This window comes from Arsenophonus endosymbiont of Crataerina pallida (genome assembly GCF_964020125.1).
GTDB lineage: Bacteria > Pseudomonadota > Gammaproteobacteria > Enterobacterales > Enterobacteriaceae > Arsenophonus > Arsenophonus nilaparvatae.
In genome coordinates, this window is sequence record NZ_OZ026540.1 from 206881 (window position 1) to 224277 (window position 17397).

At 36.6% G+C, this 17397-nt stretch carries 18 protein-coding genes and 1 pseudogene; 2 read left to right on the forward strand and 17 right to left on the reverse strand.

The features are described from left to right. The first annotated feature begins 222 nt into the window (after positions 1–222). Positions 223–1302, forward strand: coding sequence for an O-antigen ligase family protein (locus AACL31_RS01150; RefSeq protein WP_339053677.1), 1080 nt, complete (start codon positions 223–225; stop codon positions 1300–1302). A 36-nt stretch (positions 1303–1338) separates the two neighbouring features. On the opposite strand, the gene AACL31_RS01155 is transcribed toward AACL31_RS01150, so the two are convergent. The 6 genes from AACL31_RS01155 to rfaQ are packed head-to-tail and all read right to left on the reverse strand — an operon-like array spanning position 1339 to position 6422. After that, positions 1339–1449, reverse strand: a complete 111-nt coding sequence (locus tag AACL31_RS01155; protein ID WP_310511849.1) for a glycosyltransferase family 8 C-terminal domain-containing protein — start codon at positions 1447–1449, stop codon at positions 1339–1341. Next, entirely contained in the window at positions 1412–2344 is a 933-nt protein-coding gene (locus AACL31_RS01160; protein ID WP_310511840.1) for a glycosyltransferase family 8 protein, read from the reverse strand. The genes AACL31_RS01155 and AACL31_RS01160 overlap by 38 nt, the downstream gene beginning before the upstream one ends. After that, on the reverse strand, positions 2341–3384 hold the full coding sequence (locus AACL31_RS01165; RefSeq protein WP_310511841.1) for a glycosyltransferase: 1044 nt from the start codon (positions 3382–3384) through the stop codon (positions 2341–2343). The genes AACL31_RS01160 and AACL31_RS01165 overlap by 4 nt, the downstream gene beginning before the upstream one ends. 48 nt (positions 3385–3432) lie before the next feature. Then, positions 3433–4230: a lipopolysaccharide core heptose(I) kinase RfaP gene (rfaP, locus tag AACL31_RS01170; protein ID WP_310511842.1), complete on the reverse strand. Its 798-nt coding sequence runs from the start codon at positions 4228–4230 to the stop codon at positions 3433–3435. Beyond that, entirely contained in the window at positions 4223–5347 is a 1125-nt protein-coding gene (locus AACL31_RS01175; RefSeq protein WP_310511843.1) for a glycosyltransferase family 4 protein, read from the reverse strand. The genes rfaP and AACL31_RS01175 overlap by 8 nt, the downstream gene beginning before the upstream one ends. A 4-nt stretch (positions 5348–5351) precedes the next feature. Continuing rightward, positions 5352–6422, reverse strand: coding sequence for a lipopolysaccharide core heptosyltransferase RfaQ (gene rfaQ / locus AACL31_RS01180; protein WP_339053678.1), 1071 nt, complete (start codon positions 6420–6422; stop codon positions 5352–5354). A 1506-nt stretch (positions 6423–7928) separates the two neighbouring features. On the opposite strand from rfaQ, the gene AACL31_RS01185 reads away from it, so the two are divergent. Continuing rightward, complete coding sequence (locus AACL31_RS01185) at positions 7929–9161, forward strand: site-specific integrase (protein WP_339053679.1); 1233 nt, start codon at positions 7929–7931, stop codon at positions 9159–9161. A 235-nt stretch (positions 9162–9396) separates the two neighbouring features. Here the strand turns inward: AACL31_RS01185 and AACL31_RS01190 are convergent, their stop codons facing one another. The 11 genes and pseudogenes from AACL31_RS01190 to AACL31_RS01240 form a co-directional block, all read right to left on the reverse strand. Further along, entirely contained in the window at positions 9397–9642 is a 246-nt protein-coding gene (locus AACL31_RS01190) for a hypothetical protein (RefSeq protein ID WP_339053680.1), read from the reverse strand. A gap of 23 nt (positions 9643–9665) precedes the next feature. Continuing rightward, on the reverse strand, positions 9666–9842 hold the full coding sequence (locus AACL31_RS01195; RefSeq protein WP_310513685.1) for a hypothetical protein: 177 nt from the start codon (positions 9840–9842) through the stop codon (positions 9666–9668). A 199-nt stretch (positions 9843–10041) separates the two neighbouring features. Beyond that, positions 10042–11466, reverse strand: coding sequence for an SNF2-related protein (locus AACL31_RS01200; protein ID WP_422389272.1), 1425 nt, complete (start codon positions 11464–11466; stop codon positions 10042–10044). Beyond that, positions 11438–12226, reverse strand: a complete 789-nt coding sequence (locus tag AACL31_RS01205; protein WP_339053681.1) for an antA/AntB antirepressor family protein — start codon at positions 12224–12226, stop codon at positions 11438–11440. The genes AACL31_RS01200 and AACL31_RS01205 overlap by 29 nt, the downstream gene beginning before the upstream one ends. Positions 12227–12290: 64 nt before the next feature. Next, a complete protein-coding gene (locus AACL31_RS01210; protein ID WP_310513633.1) occupies positions 12291–12425 on the reverse strand; it encodes a hypothetical protein in 135 nt (44 codons plus the stop codon). 40 nt (positions 12426–12465) lie between these two features. Then, positions 12466–13110: a hypothetical protein gene (locus AACL31_RS01215; protein WP_310513634.1), complete on the reverse strand. Its 645-nt coding sequence runs from the start codon at positions 13108–13110 to the stop codon at positions 12466–12468. Continuing rightward, positions 13107–13991, reverse strand: a complete 885-nt coding sequence (locus tag AACL31_RS01220) for a DNA-processing protein DprA (RefSeq protein ID WP_310513575.1) — start codon at positions 13989–13991, stop codon at positions 13107–13109. The genes AACL31_RS01215 and AACL31_RS01220 overlap by 4 nt, the downstream gene beginning before the upstream one ends. An 89-nt stretch (positions 13992–14080) precedes the next feature. Next, entirely contained in the window at positions 14081–14362 is a 282-nt protein-coding gene (locus tag AACL31_RS01225; protein WP_310513574.1) for a VRR-NUC domain-containing protein, read from the reverse strand. After that, the gene (locus tag AACL31_RS01230) at positions 14353–14574 is read right to left on the reverse strand and encodes an ANR family transcriptional regulator (protein ID WP_310513200.1); all 222 of its coding nucleotides are present in this window, start codon (positions 14572–14574) and stop codon (positions 14353–14355) included. The genes AACL31_RS01225 and AACL31_RS01230 overlap by 10 nt, the downstream gene beginning before the upstream one ends. A 28-nt stretch (positions 14575–14602) precedes the next feature. Then, positions 14603–16666, reverse strand: a pseudogene (locus tag AACL31_RS01235) (DNA polymerase). 12 nt (positions 16667–16678) lie between these two features. Beyond that, complete coding sequence (locus AACL31_RS01240) at positions 16679–17380, reverse strand: hypothetical protein (protein ID WP_339053682.1); 702 nt, start codon at positions 17378–17380, stop codon at positions 16679–16681. Between the last annotated feature and the right edge of the window lie 17 nt (positions 17381–17397).

Here is a 17397-nt window from a genome sequence, read left to right on the forward strand (position 1 = left end):
CTATAATTAATAAACGATTTAATTACCAATTTTATTGGAATTTAGGGATAGTCTTTTTTTTTTATTGCTATTTATTTTCTTGATGGTGTTACACGTTATAAACATGCCTTAGCTGGATTAATTTATCTTACTGCAATTGTCTATTTAATTAAAGATAGAAAATGTGTTTTCAGTATATTTAAGAATAACTTATTTTTATCTCTAGTATTTTTTGTTTTGGCAATGCTTTATTCATTAATTATTTCTAAAGATGTTAACATTTCATTAAAGGCTATTAATAAAGGTGTTGTCGAAAAATTATTTATTACCGCAATGGCTATTGCGATAGTACTTTATCGAGAAAAGAAAGAGCACATAACTAAGCTATTAATTTTCTCTTTAATTTTTTCTATTTTACCGTTAGCCATTAAGGAAATTTTGCAATATATTGATGAATATCATCAAGGTATCATGCCGTTATCAGCATTTGAACATCGATATATTTCTGATTGGTTAATATTTATTGCACCCGCTTTGTTTGCTTTGTGGTTATATAAAGGTGTAAAAAATAAGATCTTATTTTTCTCGCTTTCGGTTATTTTTCTCGCAATAACAATCGGCACATTACAGCGAGGTACATGGTTATCTATTGCAGTAATATTTATTATCTGGTGTGTAGTAAAAAAAGAAATTAAATTGCCGGTTATTGCTGTTATTGCTGTTATTGCTGTTATTGCTGTTATTGCTGTTATTGCTGTTATTGCTGTTATTGCTGTTATTGCTGTTATTGCTGTTATTGCTGTTATTGCTGTTATTGCTTGCAGTATCTTATTGTCTGGTTTAGCAACAGTTAATCAAGGTCAGTTTGATAAATTATTTTACAAATTAGAACAGACTAATAGTAGTCATCGATATGGTAATGGTACTCAGGATTCAGCATTAGATTTGATTAAAGATAATCCAATAACCGGTTATGGCTATGGCGAGCAGTTATTTTATAAAATTTATAATGAAAGGGTAATTGATTATCCTGACTGGGTTTTTAAACAATCGATTGGGCCTCATAATACAGTTTTGTCAATTTGGTTTGCCGCTGGAATATTTGGACTAATTGCTACCCTCTATCTTTTTGTTTCAATTTTTATCTATTTATTTAATGGATATCGTAATAATACGGTAAAAGATGGTTTTTTGATCCTGATGTTGATATTTATCGGTGATATGATTGTTAGAGGTTTGTTTGAAACTGTAAATGTTTCAAATATGGCTATCATAATAGGAATAGCATTAGCACTGAATAGCGATAAAAAATTGATTAATTAGCTAAGTGAAAGCACCTATCTGTAAGGTGCTTTAAAATTATTTTTTTAGTAATTTATATTTAATTAAACATAACAAACCATGCACATATTTATGTTGTAAAAATAGATGCTTATATTTTTCTTGTAGTTCCGTTCTCTTTTCTGCGATTTTTAATGGCTGATCTTTCCACGGTGAGTGAATATATGAGTTGAAAAAAAAATTGACTGGCCGGATAATTAATACCCCAAGTATGCCAGGGTTTTGTGACGCCAGTATAGTGGATAAGAATGGTGCTATCAGTTATGGTATTTTTGTATTTGGATAAATCGTGGTAAGCCAATTCATTTTTCAACGTATATATACAGTTATAATCACGAGATAAATAGATGTTTTGCGTCTGAAATAATATATTTAGTGCATCTTGATCAAGGTATTTTAATTTACCAAAATTTGTTTTTCCGCGTACCAGTTCTAATGATTTTTTGGATAAATCATTTTCAATCCATTTCTTTAAATTTACATAGATTACGCCGGCATTAAAATATTTGCCATTTAAATCGGTTAACTTTAGTCGAGTCGCACTTGATTGCTGCATGTTGTCGACATCGAGTACTACGGCGGCAAAAGAATTCGCTAAGTTTAGCTGGAATAGTTCTTTTAGACTGCCTTTGCAAATAACATCAGCATCTAGATATAAAATAGAGTTTATGTTCGTACTTAAATATTCAAAAGCGATTAATCTAAAATAGGTGGCATAAGACCAGAAATCTGAGGTTGATAGTTGTTTTAATTCTTCAGCATCTAACAGATAGATAATTATATTAGAATTATACTTTGTTATCATTTTTTGGAAACGTTGTATATATTCGTCATCAATATAATCAGTAAATAGGTGAAAATTGAAATCTGTATCAATATTATTTATTAATACGGAATTTATTGATATCGCTGTACCAAGTAGGAAATTTTTATCAACGCCATAAGCAATGTTAAAATTTTTATTCTTTTCAAGAAGATTTTTTTTCCCCGCAATATTAAAACTTTGTTTTATAAAATGCTTCATGATAAACATAGCCCTTTAACTCTTTTAAAGAGAATTTTAAATTTTGCTAAATAATAGTGAGTATAATTCTTTAAACCTTCGTGGTACTTTCTTTGTTTGAATTTATGTTTAGCGCAATATCTTAAAAGATGTACGCTTTCTGCTTTTAATAGCGGTTTATTTTGCCAGGGGGAAGCATTTTTTGCTTTTATGAATGGTTGGGAAAAAGGCGATATTGCCCATTCATGCCATGGCTTGGTCGGGCCAATATAGTGAATAAAAATCGTATCAATAGCAAATGCAGCATGTTTAACGCTTTTCAGACCATAATTTATACTATATTGAGTATTATATTTTTTGGCCAGATAGATTATTTTATTTGCTAGCAGAATATTTAAAACATCTTGGTCTAAAAAAGAGAATTTATTTTTTAACGCATTATTTTTAAGTAATCTCATTGCCTGCGTTGAAATATCCTCTTCTGCCCAGCGATTAAGATTAATGAATAAAAATCCAGCATTAAAATATCCTTGCGAGATATTTTCTGCTTCTAATTCGAATGCTCTTTTTTGCCACCATTTTTCATCTTTTTCTGTCACAACTGCAGCAATTTTATTATTATTGAAGTGAATGTTTTGTAATCTATCTAAGCTATTATTACATATGATATCTGTATCTAAGTATAAAATTTTATCTAATTTATTTGAAAAATAGTCAGCAATGATGAATCTAAAGTAGGTGGCATAGGACCAGTTTTTAGTACTAGGTAATGATTTTAAGCTCTGATCGTCAACCAAATAAATATTTATTTCAATTTTATATTGTTGCGCAAGGGTATCGAACAAGGTTTCTTGCTCATGATCAAAATAATCGGTAAATATATGGAAACAATGATTATTATTAATATTATGCAGTGCAATTGATGTTATCGAAATTCCGCAACCATATAAAAAATTTTTGTCTACTCCATAGGCAATATGGAATTTAGGGTGGCAATCAGCATGCAAATTTGGCGTTAAGCAGAGTTTTTGTGTAATAACTTTATGCTTGTCAAAATACATGTACTATACCTATTTCTTAAAATTTTTCATAAAACAAAACGGTTAGAGTTATAATCCTCTCCTAACGGTTCTTTCTTTTATTCTTTCTGCTTTAATATTAGCGCTCGATATCAATTTTTGTTCATTGTTGAGAATATTTTTTAAATTATCAGAAAAATAAATCTGCATAAAACGAAAAATATCTCGTTGGGTTAAACCAATATTCAGTGATGAAAAATATAATCCAATCAAATCCTTATCTTTCCAACGTTTTGGTACATGCTGACGTATTTGGGCACGATGCAAGTCAATGATTGAAATCTTTAATTTTTTGTCATCGCCGTCAAAGGGCAAATGTAATAAAAAATGGCAAATATAGCAATCGCGATGATTGACACCACATGCATGCATTTTACGTACTATTTCAGCCATTCGACAAATTAATATTTTTTTAGTACTAAATTGGGAAGCTGAATTTTTCCAATTTGCACAGTACTCTTCTAAGCTAATGGTTGGAATAAGCGCTTCGGTAATAATAAATGACTTACGGCGTAAAGGATTAATTCCTTTTTGACCGAAAGCTTTACCATGCATAGTATCAATACCTGCCTCAGTTAGACGATGGATTGCTTTCCATTCTCTATCAGCACCTAATACTGGTAAGCGTAAAGAAAATAGATTTTTTAGTATTTCTTTTAACGTAGTACCATAATGAATTTTGAGAAAATAACTTTTTTCATTAAGCATAAAGCATAATGTTTTGCGTGTTTCTAATTGACGAAAAATTTTACCATCTAATTTTTCTATTTCTATAAAGGGATCTTTGCCTTGCCATAAGTTTTTAAAAGGTTGTTTAAGTTCAAGCATGCTGGCATCCCAAAATAATATCTGCAGCTTTTTCAGGCAAACTGTATAAATCTTGAGTATCAGCAAAGTGGCGTGCAGATTCTGACCATTGTTTTAATAGAGATTTATTAGTTAAACTTGTTGTTAAAGCATTATTAAGATTTTTTTGTTTATAAGGCTCATCTATTACTATGCCACAATCTGCATGTTTGATATAGAACGCATAGCCACATATATCTGTTGTAATTACTGGTAAACCCGCTGCAATGGCTTCGATTAATACTATGCCAGCAGCTTCTTGATAGGCAGGATGAATTAACATATCAGCAGCAGCCATCAATTCTGCTATATCATTACGCCCCTGAAAAAATAAAACTTGTTTATCTATCCCCAAATTTTTTGCTAGCCGTTGATAACGGGTAGGTGAGTCTTGTCCTACTACCATTAGCATAGCCTTATTTTTTATTTTGTCAGGCAGGGAAGCTATTGATTTGAGTGTTCTGTCTACGCCTTTACGTTTAAAATCTGAGCCGACTTGTAATAAAAGAAATTGGTCTTCAGAGATAGCATTTTTTTTACGATAAATTGGTTTTGCGTCAATAATTTGTTGGTCATATTTTCTACTAAGGTCAATGCCCGGTGGTAACAGATAAAAATGTGCATCAGGTGTTTTGTAATGTTTTTTAAAATCATTAATTTGATGTTGGGTAAGCATTAATAATTTGGTGTGACTGTCTGCATCAAAAACCGCTTTTTCATAAGCGATATAATGTTTGTATCGTTTGGTCAGTTTATAAAAAAAACCTTTTTCTTTTTCAACTTTTTCTGCATAACAAACATCTGCTGCATAATAAATATCTAATCCTGGCATCTTATTAAAACCGACAATAATATCAGCCGGATGCTGGGTTAAATGTGTTTTGACCTGATGATAAAATGCTTCATTACGCCCATTATTTGTATGTGCTTTAACTGGGATTATGATAACGTTAATATCAGCAGGAATTTCACCATCCCATACCATTGTGTAAACACGTATTTGATGCCCTTGTTTTTGGCAAGCAGAGAGAATCTGAATGAAATCTCTTTGTAGTCCACCAAAAGGGAAATATTTGTATAAACAAAATGCAATTTTCATCGGATTATATCTCTATCTCAGATTTTATGGTTTGTATATCCATTGGTAACATTTTTTTTGTAGCGGTGATAACATCTTTAACTGGAATTATTGATAGATACTTTTTATTACGATCACGTTCATGTCGTTCTGGCATTTTTTCATAATTGCCAGCCCAAATTTGAATAACGTTTTTACTCCATGGTTTCCAATATTGATGATCTGTCGCACCGAACAAGCAAATAATGGGGGTTTCTAATGCTGCTGCAATATGCATTGGTGCTGAATCTACACCGATGAATAAGGCGGCATGGCTAATTAGAGCACCTAATTCTGGAAATGTTGTTTTTCCTGCAAATTCGGTAATGGGTGATTGACGACATTGTTGTGCAATATTAGCCACACAGCTGAGATCATCTTTACTGGGACCTGATGTTAGTATCACCTGGTATCCTCTAGATTGTAGATTATCAATCACCTCAGCAAATTTTTCATCATCCCAGCACTTAAATTTTTGTCTAGCTGTTGGTTGGATAACAACATAACTACTATGTACCCCTAGAGATATTAATCGGTGATTAATTTTTTCCCAATCAGTTGGTTGGTAAGTCATTGCTGTACTGGAATACAAAGTATTAAGTTGAAGTGGTTTTAATATAGAGAGATTTTGTTCAACAACATGTTTTCCCGTTGGTTTAACCATATGTGTAAAACTTTCAGACCAATAGTTTGTATTTCTATGGTTAAATTGGTGAGAAATCTTTATTTTGGCAGGGATACATCTTACCAAAAAAGGCACAATCCATTGATCAGCTAAATTTATAATTAAATCATAATGATTTTTTCGTAATTTATTGATTAATAAAATAAAATTAACTAATTTGGCCATCGTGTTATTTTTTTTGTTTTTAATGCCATAAAGTGCATGAATTTCTCTATTTTCAGACAAAATTGGTATTGTATCTTGATAGAGAAGAATATCAATTTTAGCGGCTGGATAATTTTTTTTGAGCGTGCTAATGACAGGTGTTGTCAGCAACATATCTCCATGAAATCGCATTTTAATGATCAGAATTTTTTTAAATTGTTTATCCACTTGCTGCAGTCACTCTTGAATTGTTTGTTTATAAGTTTATCTGATTTTTTGACTAATGTTATCACTATAAATTCAACAAATTTAAGATAGTTAATTTATTAGAATAATCTAAATGGTTACCTATTTTGGCATTAAAAATAACTTTTATTTTAAAAAATTTCAGCAGATTTGAAAAAATAATAAAAATTTGAATTTATATAAAGTAAAGGATTTTTAATATTATCAATTATCTTAATAATAAAATTACTGATTTGTAATTTATTATCTACTATTTTTACTACACATCACGCTATCTATCTATTTTTTAAATAGAAATATCCATAAATATTTTTAGAAAGTTTGAATCGACAGTGGTGAAAGATTATATGGCTAGTATGAAAATAAGATAACCCGATGGTTGATTTAGTTTATTATAACAAAAAATTGAATAATTTTTGTTACTCTTCAAGTTTCTGTTAACGGTTTGAGTAATTATGGTAATAATTTTAAATGCACCGGTTATTTCACTTTAGAGATAAATTTTAGATGTTTATTTCATTATCCCAAAAATAGTAATTCTTGACTGTCTGAGTAATGTTTTTATTCAAAGAAAAATTATATCGATATGTAAGTTCAAACTTAATGAATAAAATAATAGGGTTTTCCTATTTTTAATAATTATTTATATTAAATAATTTTTTTCAAAAGGTTATTTATTATATTGAAAACAGATTTTTTTAGTCTATTTTAAGATAAAATTAATAAAGCTATTTGCTATTAAAGCATTAATTAAAATTTTAGTTTTATTCAAATCGTTCCTTGCATTCCTCAGCACTTAGTCGATATTTTCAGTCGTTGCAATAGCTATAAAAACGCCTAGTAGTTACTTTTCTTTTTATCGGTATTAATCATATCATAAAATGTTTAGGTTGGCTGTCTTCTATATAATCGGTTAGACACTATCAACAGCAGTTTGGTTGTCAATGATTTTTCATTAGAGGTGATATGGAGTTGTTATAGCTGTTTATGTTTTTATTTTAATTAGCAAAAAATACACTGAAAAATTATCTATTTTGCTACCAACATTAGTAACTGTTACTGTCGATAAATTAATAAATATCTGATATCAGATAAAGTTGAGAATTTAAACTTACTTAAATCGTGACTGACCAATTTAATTGGTTTAATTAACTCAAGGCTAAAATGTCTTAATATTTTTAGTATTGAATCTTTGGACAACTTTTCTTAGGTACCATACCACTAGCCAGTAATAATAGCTTATGGCGTATTTTAACCATTAACGATTTATTTAAGGATAAAATGATGATATTCTATCAACAATAGCCGTTAACAGTCACCGATAGCCAATGTTTTATAATTAATGCATTGTTTTATAATTATTTTATTTTTTGTCTCAGTATAGAATGACTGTTTTCAGTCACCTACTATATTCCTTGTGTCATCAAATTTATGTACATATTGGTGTACATGAAATATTATATAAAAAAGACGTAAGGAGAAAAAAATATGGCGGTAAGTGATTCTTGGTTAAGAGCGGTAAATGGTAAGCCACAAGCTAAAATGGTGACTAAATCCGACAGAGAGGGTTTATCGGTTCGCGTGACACCAAAAGGTAAAGTCATTTTTCAATATCGCTATCGTTGGCAGGGGAAAGGTGATCGGATAGACATTGGAACCTATCCGGCAATTAGTTTAAAAGATGCGCGTGATAGTGCGCTTTTTTACCGTGGTGAACTAGAGCAGCACAGAAACCCGAAAGTGGTCAAACGCACTCGTAAACAAAAATCAGTTGAAGCGCGAACGGTTGAATCCGTTATTCGTGACTGGTGGGAGAAATCGCTTAAAAATTCACAGGTTAAAGCCGGTGAGATATTACGGTCATTTGAAATTTATGTTTTCCCCAAGATCGGCAATTTACCCCACAACGAAACGCACTTGCATGTCTGGCTATCGCTAATTGAAGAGGTGGTGAAAGCGAAACCGGCGATAGGAGCACGGATTTTACGTTATACCAAAACTGCCCATCGGTGGGGAATTCGCTGGGGGATTATTTCTTTAAATCCACTTATCGATGTTACCTCACAGGATTTAGGGGTAAAAACGCAACAAGGCGAGAGAGTGTTGAGTAGCAACGAGCTCAGGGTATTATTTGCGTTAATTGATGCGCCAGACTATAACCCTAGAAATGCCCTGATAATCAACCTAGCGTTATTGTTTGGTTGCCGGATAGGTGAATTGCTAAAAGCAAAAATGGCTGATTTCGATTTTACTAAAGGAATATGGACAGTGCCACCAGAGAATCATAAAACAGGGTGTAAAAGCAAAAAGCCCATTATCCGGCCTATTATCCCCGCGGCAGAGGAATTGATCAGAACTGCTAAAAAATTGAATTATGGCAGTGATTATTTATTTACCGTCTCAGAAGGGAAACCTTTGTGTGTCAGTGGGCATATTAGTTTTATTAGCAATCTCAACAAAAAAATGGCTCGCAGATTTGAGAACTATACTCACTGGTCAATTCACGATTTGCGTAAAACCATGCGTACGGGGGTTGCGGAGTTAACTCAACCCCATGTTGCTGAAATCATGTTAGGTCATAAATTACCGGGGGTTTGGCAGGTATACGACAAGCATACCTACCTAGAGGAACAGCGAGAGGCTTATGATCGCTGGTGGAATAAAGTTAATCAAATCGTTTACCCATCTCCCAATCCAGAATATCCTGCCGGGCAAAATTAAGCTCATCAGATCTAAACCGAGGGCGTGGAAAACCTTCCCGCCGTTGGTATCCGTTACCCGCCCATAGTCTGATAGTGTGAGTTGACACTTTGTACCTTTTTGCCAGTTCACTGGTTTTGACAAAAGGGGATTCATTCATAGGATATTTTCCTTTATTACTGTTAAACGCTTACCTTTCGGTATGGGTAATTTGAGTGGGGTAAATTCAGGTGGGATAATGCTTATTCGCTCTATGCTATTTCTTCAATGTGTCGAGGAATACCCCTAAATAGACAAAGAGTGCTGGCACTATCATAATGCCGATAACCAGTAGCTCTTGCCCGCCTAAATGGATATTGCCTAATTCGCCACGCTTAAATCTGATTTGCGGGTCAATGACGGCATTGGCGTGCGCAATGTGACCAACAATGAGTTCGAAGGCAAACGCTGCACTGATAAAAAGTAATGTCGTGATTAGTAATTTGATGATGTTAAGTTTCATGGTTAAACCTCGGTAAAATTAGCTTATTTCTTAACGCAAATCGCTTTGGCGTTGATATCCTTGAAAGTCTCAAATTCACGCTCAAATTGTTCGGCGGCGAATTGGCACATATTTTCAGTGTCAAATTCCTGAGTATGAACACTGGCAAAGTCACTTGATGCATAAGGGCTGGCGTACATGGCTAGGATTAAAATCCACATGGTGGGCTCTCCGTTGTTAATGAGAATGGTAATGTTAATGATAACTATTTGATTTTAATATATAAATGTTTGTAAATTTAAGGTTAAGCAAGTCTGTTTATATATACAGTCTTGATATACTTTGGTATAGTTATTTGGTTGTGTGTTTGCTATTCACAATTTTTTTACCTGGTGTTGGCCAGCCTTGCGCTGGTCTTTTTTACTTTCTCTTCATCGCTTCCAGTAATAAATCCTGTATTGCCCGTTTTGAATTACGGCGCGCCATCACCACTTCATCGAGTGTATCTTTAGCGACGATATGATGAATAAAGACAGGGCGATTATGTCCGGCTTGCGCTTGACGCGTGGGGCCGATACGCTCGATAATTTGCTGGTACTGCTCCAAGTCCCACCAATGGGAGAAAAAGACCAGAATGTTACCGCCGTCCTGTAAATTTAAGCCGTGTCCACAGCTTGCGGGGTGGGCAAAAAGCAACGGGATTTTGCCACTATTCCAGTTGGTAAGGGTTTGTGGGTTAGCGTCTAACATTTTGCCTTTTGGAAACGCTTTTACTAATCTTTCAAGGTCATGTTTCCAATGGTAAGCGACCAGTACTGGCGTCCATCCTGATTCATTAACAATACTCTCCAGTGCCTGGATTTTGACATCGTGTATCGCTGTCCAGTTGCGATTGTCATCGCTATAAATAGCACCACTGGCAATTTGCAAACATTTTATTGTTTTGGCCGCGGCATTTAACGCTTCAATCGCACTCTCGCCCAATTCAAGAAACAGTTCTTTTTCCATGGCCTGATAGTGTGCTCGCGCTTTCGCGGGTAGTTCAACGTTAATAACGTTGTGTACGGGTTCGTCGATATCAAACCAATCAGCGGCATTAAGGGATAGCGTGACATCGCTGAGTGCTAACTGAATTTGTAGATGCGTAAATCCTAAAGGCTCAAACCTGCTCCACTGTTGCCCGGGGAACTGGATACGGTTAAACCAGCGAGACGTAAACGCATTATGGGTTCTGCCTAGCCGTTCGCCCTGGTCAACAAACCAGGTTTGCCCCCATAAGTCCATCAGGCCATTCGGTGAAGGCGTACCGGTCAGATTTACCCATCGATGAACCGATTTATGGGCGATTTTGGCGAGTGCAGCGGTGCGTTTACCGCCTTTGCGTAGCCGGAATGATTTTAACCGGGTGCTCTCGTCAGCGATAATCGTGCCGAAAGGCCAGCTGTCACCTAGTGTTTCAACCAGCCAGACGAGATTGTCATAATTGACCGTAAATACGCTGACATGGGTATTTTTGAGAGCTGTCATCCGCGTTTTTGCAGTGCCAATAATGGGCTGCACTTCAATATTACGCAGGTGGCCCCATTTAAGCGCTTCGTCAGGCCAAGTGGATTGGGCTACCCGTAAAGGGGCTAATACCAGTGTGGGTTTGGTTTCACTGCCTGATAAATAGAGATTTTCTAATGCCGTCAGGGTTGCTGCTGTTTTACCCATTCCCATCCCCGCCCAGACATTTGAGCGTTTAATATCGAGCAGGTGATTGATAATGAGATTTTGGTAAGGGCGAGGGGTGAAGGTTTTTGCGATTGTCTTTTGTTCAGGCGACAATCTGGATAGTTTTGTCATGGGTATGTAATCCGTTCCAGTTCTTTTTCATGGGGAGTTTGTCAGCCAAATACTGGTCATAAAGTCGCTGTGCGCCTTTTCTGAGCAAAACAGGGCGATAGCTAATAAAGCTATTTGCACCATGGGGGCTTATTTCGTTTTGTTTTTCGGTTAAATATTTATCCCGAGCGGTAGCGGCAACACGCCAGCGTAAATTGTTGCCGGACTTACTGTCGTTATAGAGCCACTTAATCTCAGCAAGATAATGATTTATCTGTTGACTATTCACGCCGTTAAGCATTTTGCTAAATTGGGTAGGGGTCATGCCTTCTTTGAATAGATTTTTAAGACAATCGTTTTCGGTTGATAGGTTTTTATTTTCCAGTAATAACTTTTCTTTCTCTTCCTCGGCACGAACAACCATGAGCGCCAGTTCTTTTGCCGTTGGTAGTAATGTTTGAGGTTGTAAAATTCGTCTCTCACATTCAATAAAGTACTGTCTGGCCTGTTTCCCTTTTTCATTGCGCTCAACCATTGATAGCTCTTTCGCCATGTCGAGGGAAATATGATATTCCTTTGCTGGACGGCCTCCATTTGGGGTTTTTGATAAATTTATCAAAAAGTCCTGATGTTCAATAAAACCATATTGTTGAATGCGATCTTTTATCCAATTAGCAAACTCCTGCTTACTTTCCAAAAACGCATGTAAATCACGAGCATTAACCGTTTGGATTAATCCGCCATTGATGTTTTTTGTTTCGATGTTGATTAAATTTGACATAAAGGTATTCCTCAATAATGAAATTGATGAAAGATTGCCCCTTAGCAAGGGGCGTTAAGATTAATTAATGACGTTCTAGGAAGTGGGTGAGTTCACCTTCGTACCAATGGTCAGTGCGCGCGGTGATTATCCCGATTTGTTGATGGTGGAAGTGTTCAAAAAGCTGTTTTATTTCCGCTAACACGGTATCGATACACAAAAACTGCTGGGGGAAAATCGGCGTTGAATATAAAATTTGATTAAAAATCTATAACATCAAAATCATCAATAATATTTCTAACCGTTCTTGCGATAAAAAGCCCTATTATTTGAACATCTGGAATATGTTGCTTAATAACGGTTTTCATCGCCTTATAGTGACTACCAGCGGTTAAAACATCATCAAAAATAATTATAGTAGATCTAATATTATTGGCTAAAGAGCCATGGAATTCATAATTATTTGCTAATTCTTCACAAGATGGTCTATTTGAAGAATTATGTGATGCTATTAACGTTTCTCTTTGTGTTATTAGCTCTCTAAAGTCAACAGTGGAATTTATTTTTTTACATTCATCAAGGATGTTAATTAATCTATCATCATATTTGGGGTCTAATTTACATCTAGATGGTGGGACAGGTACAACTGTACATTTAAGTAAATAATCACGATATTCAGATAAAAAAGAAGCTATTTGTTTAATCGCTCTTTTCTTGTATTTATATTCAGGTTTATCTTTTTTTAAAACATCCTTTTTTAAATTAAGAATCAAATTGTTAGTATTACTGAAAGCAAATCCTTTTTCCGCTGTATACTCTCCAAAATAAAGACAGATATCATCTTCAGTTAAATGAAAATGATGACCAAGAGTAAGCTCATCTATCTTTTGTAATAGAAATGTCACAGATTATCCTTAATATCTTGGTAGTTCTTAACTCTAATTGCACCACGAGCTTCATATTTTGCAGGCCAAGATATTGTACTATTTTGGAAACAGCTATCCAGTATAAATAATTTTCTACCCTGATCCAAAGCTGCTCTGGCTTGAGTCAAAGTTCCTGACGTATCGGATGCTTCTACAATAATTGTCGCTTCCGATAAAGCAGACATAGTAGCATTGCGCTCAGGAAAAAATAATCTATTAGTACGATAATCTTGATCTAGATAACGTTTGAACGGTACCTGACTGATCAATAAATAATTTTCTCTAATCCGTTGTTGTAACTCAATATTCTGTTTTGGATAAAAATGTGATAACGGCGTGCCAATAACTGCTATAGTATTCCCTCCAGCATCCAATGCTGTTCTATGAGCCTCAGTATCAACACCTTCAGCAAGACCGGAAACTATGGTAAAATTATCTTCTATAAGGCATTTAACAAGCTTTCTTGTTCTTTTCTTACCTTCTTCAGATACCCTACGAGAGCCAACAACTGCAACGTTGCGAGTATTTATTAGATCCCACCATCCCTGATAATAAAAAACTTCTATCGGATGTTTAGCATCCCTTAATTTCTCGGGATATTCATTAGCTCCATGTATTCTAATTCCAAAATGCTTAACCTGAAATCGGTCAAAAATATCTTTTAAGATCTCCTTAAATTCTTTTCTTACATTCTCAGTAACCATTCTTGATGGAATGGTATCAGGATATTTTCTAAATCTGTCTGCAATAGACCTGAATGTAGCTCCATTTTCAGACCACAAAGCTTCATAAGCTGCCATTTCTTCAAAAGGAGATATGACATGATCAAAAGAATCTAACGAACTGAAATTAAGCTGCATGTGTAACTGCTCTCCTTATGCAAAAATAATTAACTAAAAAATAATAAAAATATGTGGATTCTACAAGAAATAAATTGTTTTTAAGGTTATCAACCAAAAGCAGGTAAAATGCTGCTTAAATCCTGACTGTCCAGTACGATGACCTGATGGCCTAAGGCAAAAAGCCGTGCGTGTTCGCGTAATTGGTAAGGGGTGGGTTTTTCGCCCGGTGCTTTACATTCCACAAAAATAATCTTGCCATTGGGGAGTGCAACTAATCGGTCAGGTACGCCTCGTCGCCCGGGTGAAACAAATTTATAGGCAATGCCGCCGATTTTTCGCACCTCACGCACCAAATGTTTTTCAATGCTCTCTTCCCTGATTAACCGCATGGATACATCCTTTTAATATGTTCCCGTTTGATTTGCATCAGGCAAAAATCGCCGCGGTGTTCACTCCAGATACGATTATTGCGATTGCGCGCCAGTCGGTTTGCCTGTGACCATGCGCGCGCCGCTTCATGGTATTGGCCTGACTGTTCAAGGTGTACCGCATCCTGTGCTGCCTTGAAATAAAGTGGGCTGTCGTTTTTCATAAAGGCCATGATGTTTATTTTATCCTGTGTGTGTTATTTATTCCTTGCGATAACGATAAGTCTCAAACCCCGCTGCACTAAGCGGTAAATTAAAAGCCCAATCCGGATTAAGACTTAACAGCTTACTTAACCCCTCGGCGGAAAATTGAGGAGTATCCGGCGCTTCGCTGATAATTTCATCATGGACGGTTAAGACAATCGCATAACCCGCCTTTTCAATGCGTGGCATGCTATAGGCCAAGACATCGCGTGCGGCGGCCTGACAGATATTTTCAGTAATTTTACCGCCGTAGGTTTTTAACCGTTCCCATTTTCGGCTGTAGGGATTGGTGCCCATATAGCTAATTTGTCCATTCTCTATTCGCGCAGAAGGGTAGCAAAGACTACGACCTGATGGTAGACAAATTCTGAGCCAGCCTTTATCGCGACGAAGGCTAAGTTTACGGCACTTAAACACTATCCCCGGTGACTGAATGGCTTGTTTTACAGTGTCTTCAATGTCGTACCAGAATGATACGGTTTGTGGATGGGCATTGCGCCACATGCGCTTAAGGGAATCGCAGGTAACAAAGACTTTTTCGCTGAGGCCATAAGTCTTCTCCGTTTCAACGGATTTTTGATACCAGCGCATCGCCTCTCGCTTAACGTTAGGCGGTATGTTAGGTAATGCGGCTTCCGCCAGTTCATCTAAATCCAGACCGTAGGCGAGGGCAAATGTCAAAAATGCCGCAACCCCACCGCCATAGCCTAAGCCGAGTTCCATCACCTTACCGATTTGTCGTTGAGCTTTAGTGACGTTCTCAGGTAAAAGATTAAATGCGCGCGCATAGGCGAGTTTATAGAGGTCATCGCCTTTGCCGTTATCAAACTCGCTAAAAGCATTGACTTTTCAGTTTTCCCCTGCCAGCCATGCCAGCATGCGGCCTTCGATATTCGACAAATCCGAGATAACCAGTTTTTTACCGGGTGGCGCGATAATACACCCTCTAAGCGCAGAACTGGTCAGTTGCATAATGTCATCACAAATCAGCTCGGCGCAACCGGCTTTTAATGCGTCAATGCCGTTATCAATCGTCTTTTGGTCAAGCGTGGGTCTGGGGAGATTATCCGGCTGAAAAATACGTCCCGCCCATCGTCCGGTGCGTGAGGCACCACAAAATTGCTTGGTTCCTCGAAGTCGTCCATCTGCGCTTACCGATTTTAACAGCGCCTTATATTTACTGGTGCTGGTTGTACACGATTGCAAACGGACTGACAGCAGTTCGCGTAAAGCCGGTGGAATATCAGGGTCATTAACGCGGCGCTGTAGCGTGCTGGCTTGCATATCCGGTAACGTGATGCCAAATGCCGAAACGATATGCTGTAACAGTGCATCGCGTTGTGTTGCGTTTTGCACGGCATTATCTGTTAATTGCTGGGTGACGGTTGATAACCGTTTTTGCTCGTTTTCAACGGCAGTCAAGGCGCTTTTCGCCAGTTCAACATCCATGCACATCCCACGGCGATTAATCTTTTGGTCTAACTGCCATAATTGGGTTTCGTCCACACTCATATTCCAACCCGGTAAATGTTGATAAATCTCGCGCATGGCTAAAATATCAGAACCTGCGTATTGCTTAAAACGTTGCCATTCCTCTGCGTGAGTTAACGCCGTGGCGCGTTGTATTTTGCTATTTTTAGGACGCGGTTTGCAAAATAGCTGTATGAGCGCTTTACCTTCTTTATCTTTGGCGTTATCGCTATTGACGTTGAAGATATCGCAAAGCGAACCGAGCGCACCGGGTAAGCCATGTGTCAGTGCTTGTACTAATGTGTCGTGAACGCGGGATAACGGTAAGTCAATATTTAACACCTGTTTTAAAATTACCGTATCAAACATGCCGCCGTTGTGCCAGACAGTTAAAATTTCTGTGTCATTAAGATACGCTTTCAAATCTGTCGGCATCGTTTTATCTTGCGTCACATCCCAGACCTTTACGGGGTGATGATTGTAAGCATAAGCAAAAAGTAAAATTTCTGCATTTTCAGCATAGCGATGCGTGCCACAATTAATCGGAATATCGCTATAGGTTTCTAAATCGCAAAATAGTAAATTTTGCATAATCCATCCTTATCAGGCGGTTACGGAAAAACGCCCCATTTTAGGGTGATACCACTGACTGCCGCGTTTCTCAGCCTCAAGCATCATGTTATCCAACGCGTTTTTAAATGCCGCTTCATCAACCACTGACATTTGGGTAATTTGGCCGCCAGGCGCAACATGGGGCACTTTTTTGCAAGGCACCTTCCACGCCATGACTAATTGCCGACATTTGGCATCGCTTAAGCCGTACTTTGTTTTAAGATAGCTATAGCCCTGGAAACCGGCTGGGATAGTGCCTTGTTTGATTTGTTCGATTTCTTCTGAGACTTGCTCTACCTGATGCTCGATACTCTTTAACCGACGCTCTTGCTCAACTTGTGCAATTGCATAAGCGAGATTAAGTTCAGCCTGTGATTTAGGTTTACTTTGCTGCTCCAGTTTATCAATCAGCGAGCGGCGAACGGCTTTGGATTCACGGGCGGCAACGCGCAGTGCCTGTTTAAGCGTCATTTCGATAATTTCTGATTCCGTGTTGTTCATTTTTTGCACTACAAAAATTTTGTAGTACTCGTCTTCGAGTTCATCTTTAATGCGATCGATAAAAACGTTATTTCTAATAGCGGGTTCTCCGTGTTCTTTTCGTGTTTCGTTAACCATGATGAGTAATTGTTGCGAGTCAATCGTTTCGTTGTTGGAAAGTGTGACATTTGGTACATTCATTAAATTTGACATAAGAAAATTCCTCAATA

Coding starts and splice junctions, on each gene's coding strand:
- AACL31_RS01190 (WP_339053680.1), bottom strand. CDS start 9,642: ATGAAACTTAACATCATCAAATTACTAATCACGACATTACTTTTTATC.
- AACL31_RS01150 (WP_339053677.1), top strand. CDS start 223: ATGCTTTATTCATTAATTATTTCTAAAGATGTTAACATTTCATTAAAG.
- AACL31_RS01240 (WP_339053682.1), bottom strand. CDS start 17,380: ATGTCAAATTTAATGAATGTACCAAATGTCACACTTTCCAACAACGAA.
- AACL31_RS01195 (WP_310513685.1), bottom strand. CDS start 9,842: ATGTGGATTTTAATCCTAGCCATGTACGCCAGCCCTTATGCATCAAGT.
- AACL31_RS01175 (WP_310511843.1), bottom strand. CDS start 5,347: ATGAAAATTGCATTTTGTTTATACAAATATTTCCCTTTTGGTGGACTA.
- AACL31_RS01160 (WP_310511840.1), bottom strand. CDS start 2,344: ATGAAGCATTTTATAAAACAAAGTTTTAATATTGCGGGGAAAAAAAAT.
- AACL31_RS01230 (WP_310513200.1), bottom strand. CDS start 14,574: ATGGCCTTTATGAAAAACGACAGCCCACTTTATTTCAAGGCAGCACAG.
- AACL31_RS01185 (WP_339053679.1), top strand. CDS start 7,929: ATGGCGGTAAGTGATTCTTGGTTAAGAGCGGTAAATGGTAAGCCACAA.
- AACL31_RS01220 (WP_310513575.1), bottom strand. CDS start 13,991: ATGCAGCTTAATTTCAGTTCGTTAGATTCTTTTGATCATGTCATATCT.
- rfaP (WP_310511842.1), bottom strand. CDS start 4,230: ATGCTTGAACTTAAACAACCTTTTAAAAACTTATGGCAAGGCAAAGAT.
- AACL31_RS01205 (WP_339053681.1), bottom strand. CDS start 12,226: ATGTCAAATTTAATCAACATCGAAACAAAAAACATCAATGGCGGATTA.
- AACL31_RS01165 (WP_310511841.1), bottom strand. CDS start 3,384: ATGTATTTTGACAAGCATAAAGTTATTACACAAAAACTCTGCTTAACG.
- AACL31_RS01225 (WP_310513574.1), bottom strand. CDS start 14,362: ATGCGGTTAATCAGGGAAGAGAGCATTGAAAAACATTTGGTGCGTGAG.
- AACL31_RS01200 (WP_422389272.1), bottom strand. CDS start 11,466: ATGACAAAACTATCCAGATTGTCGCCTGAACAAAAGACAATCGCAAAA.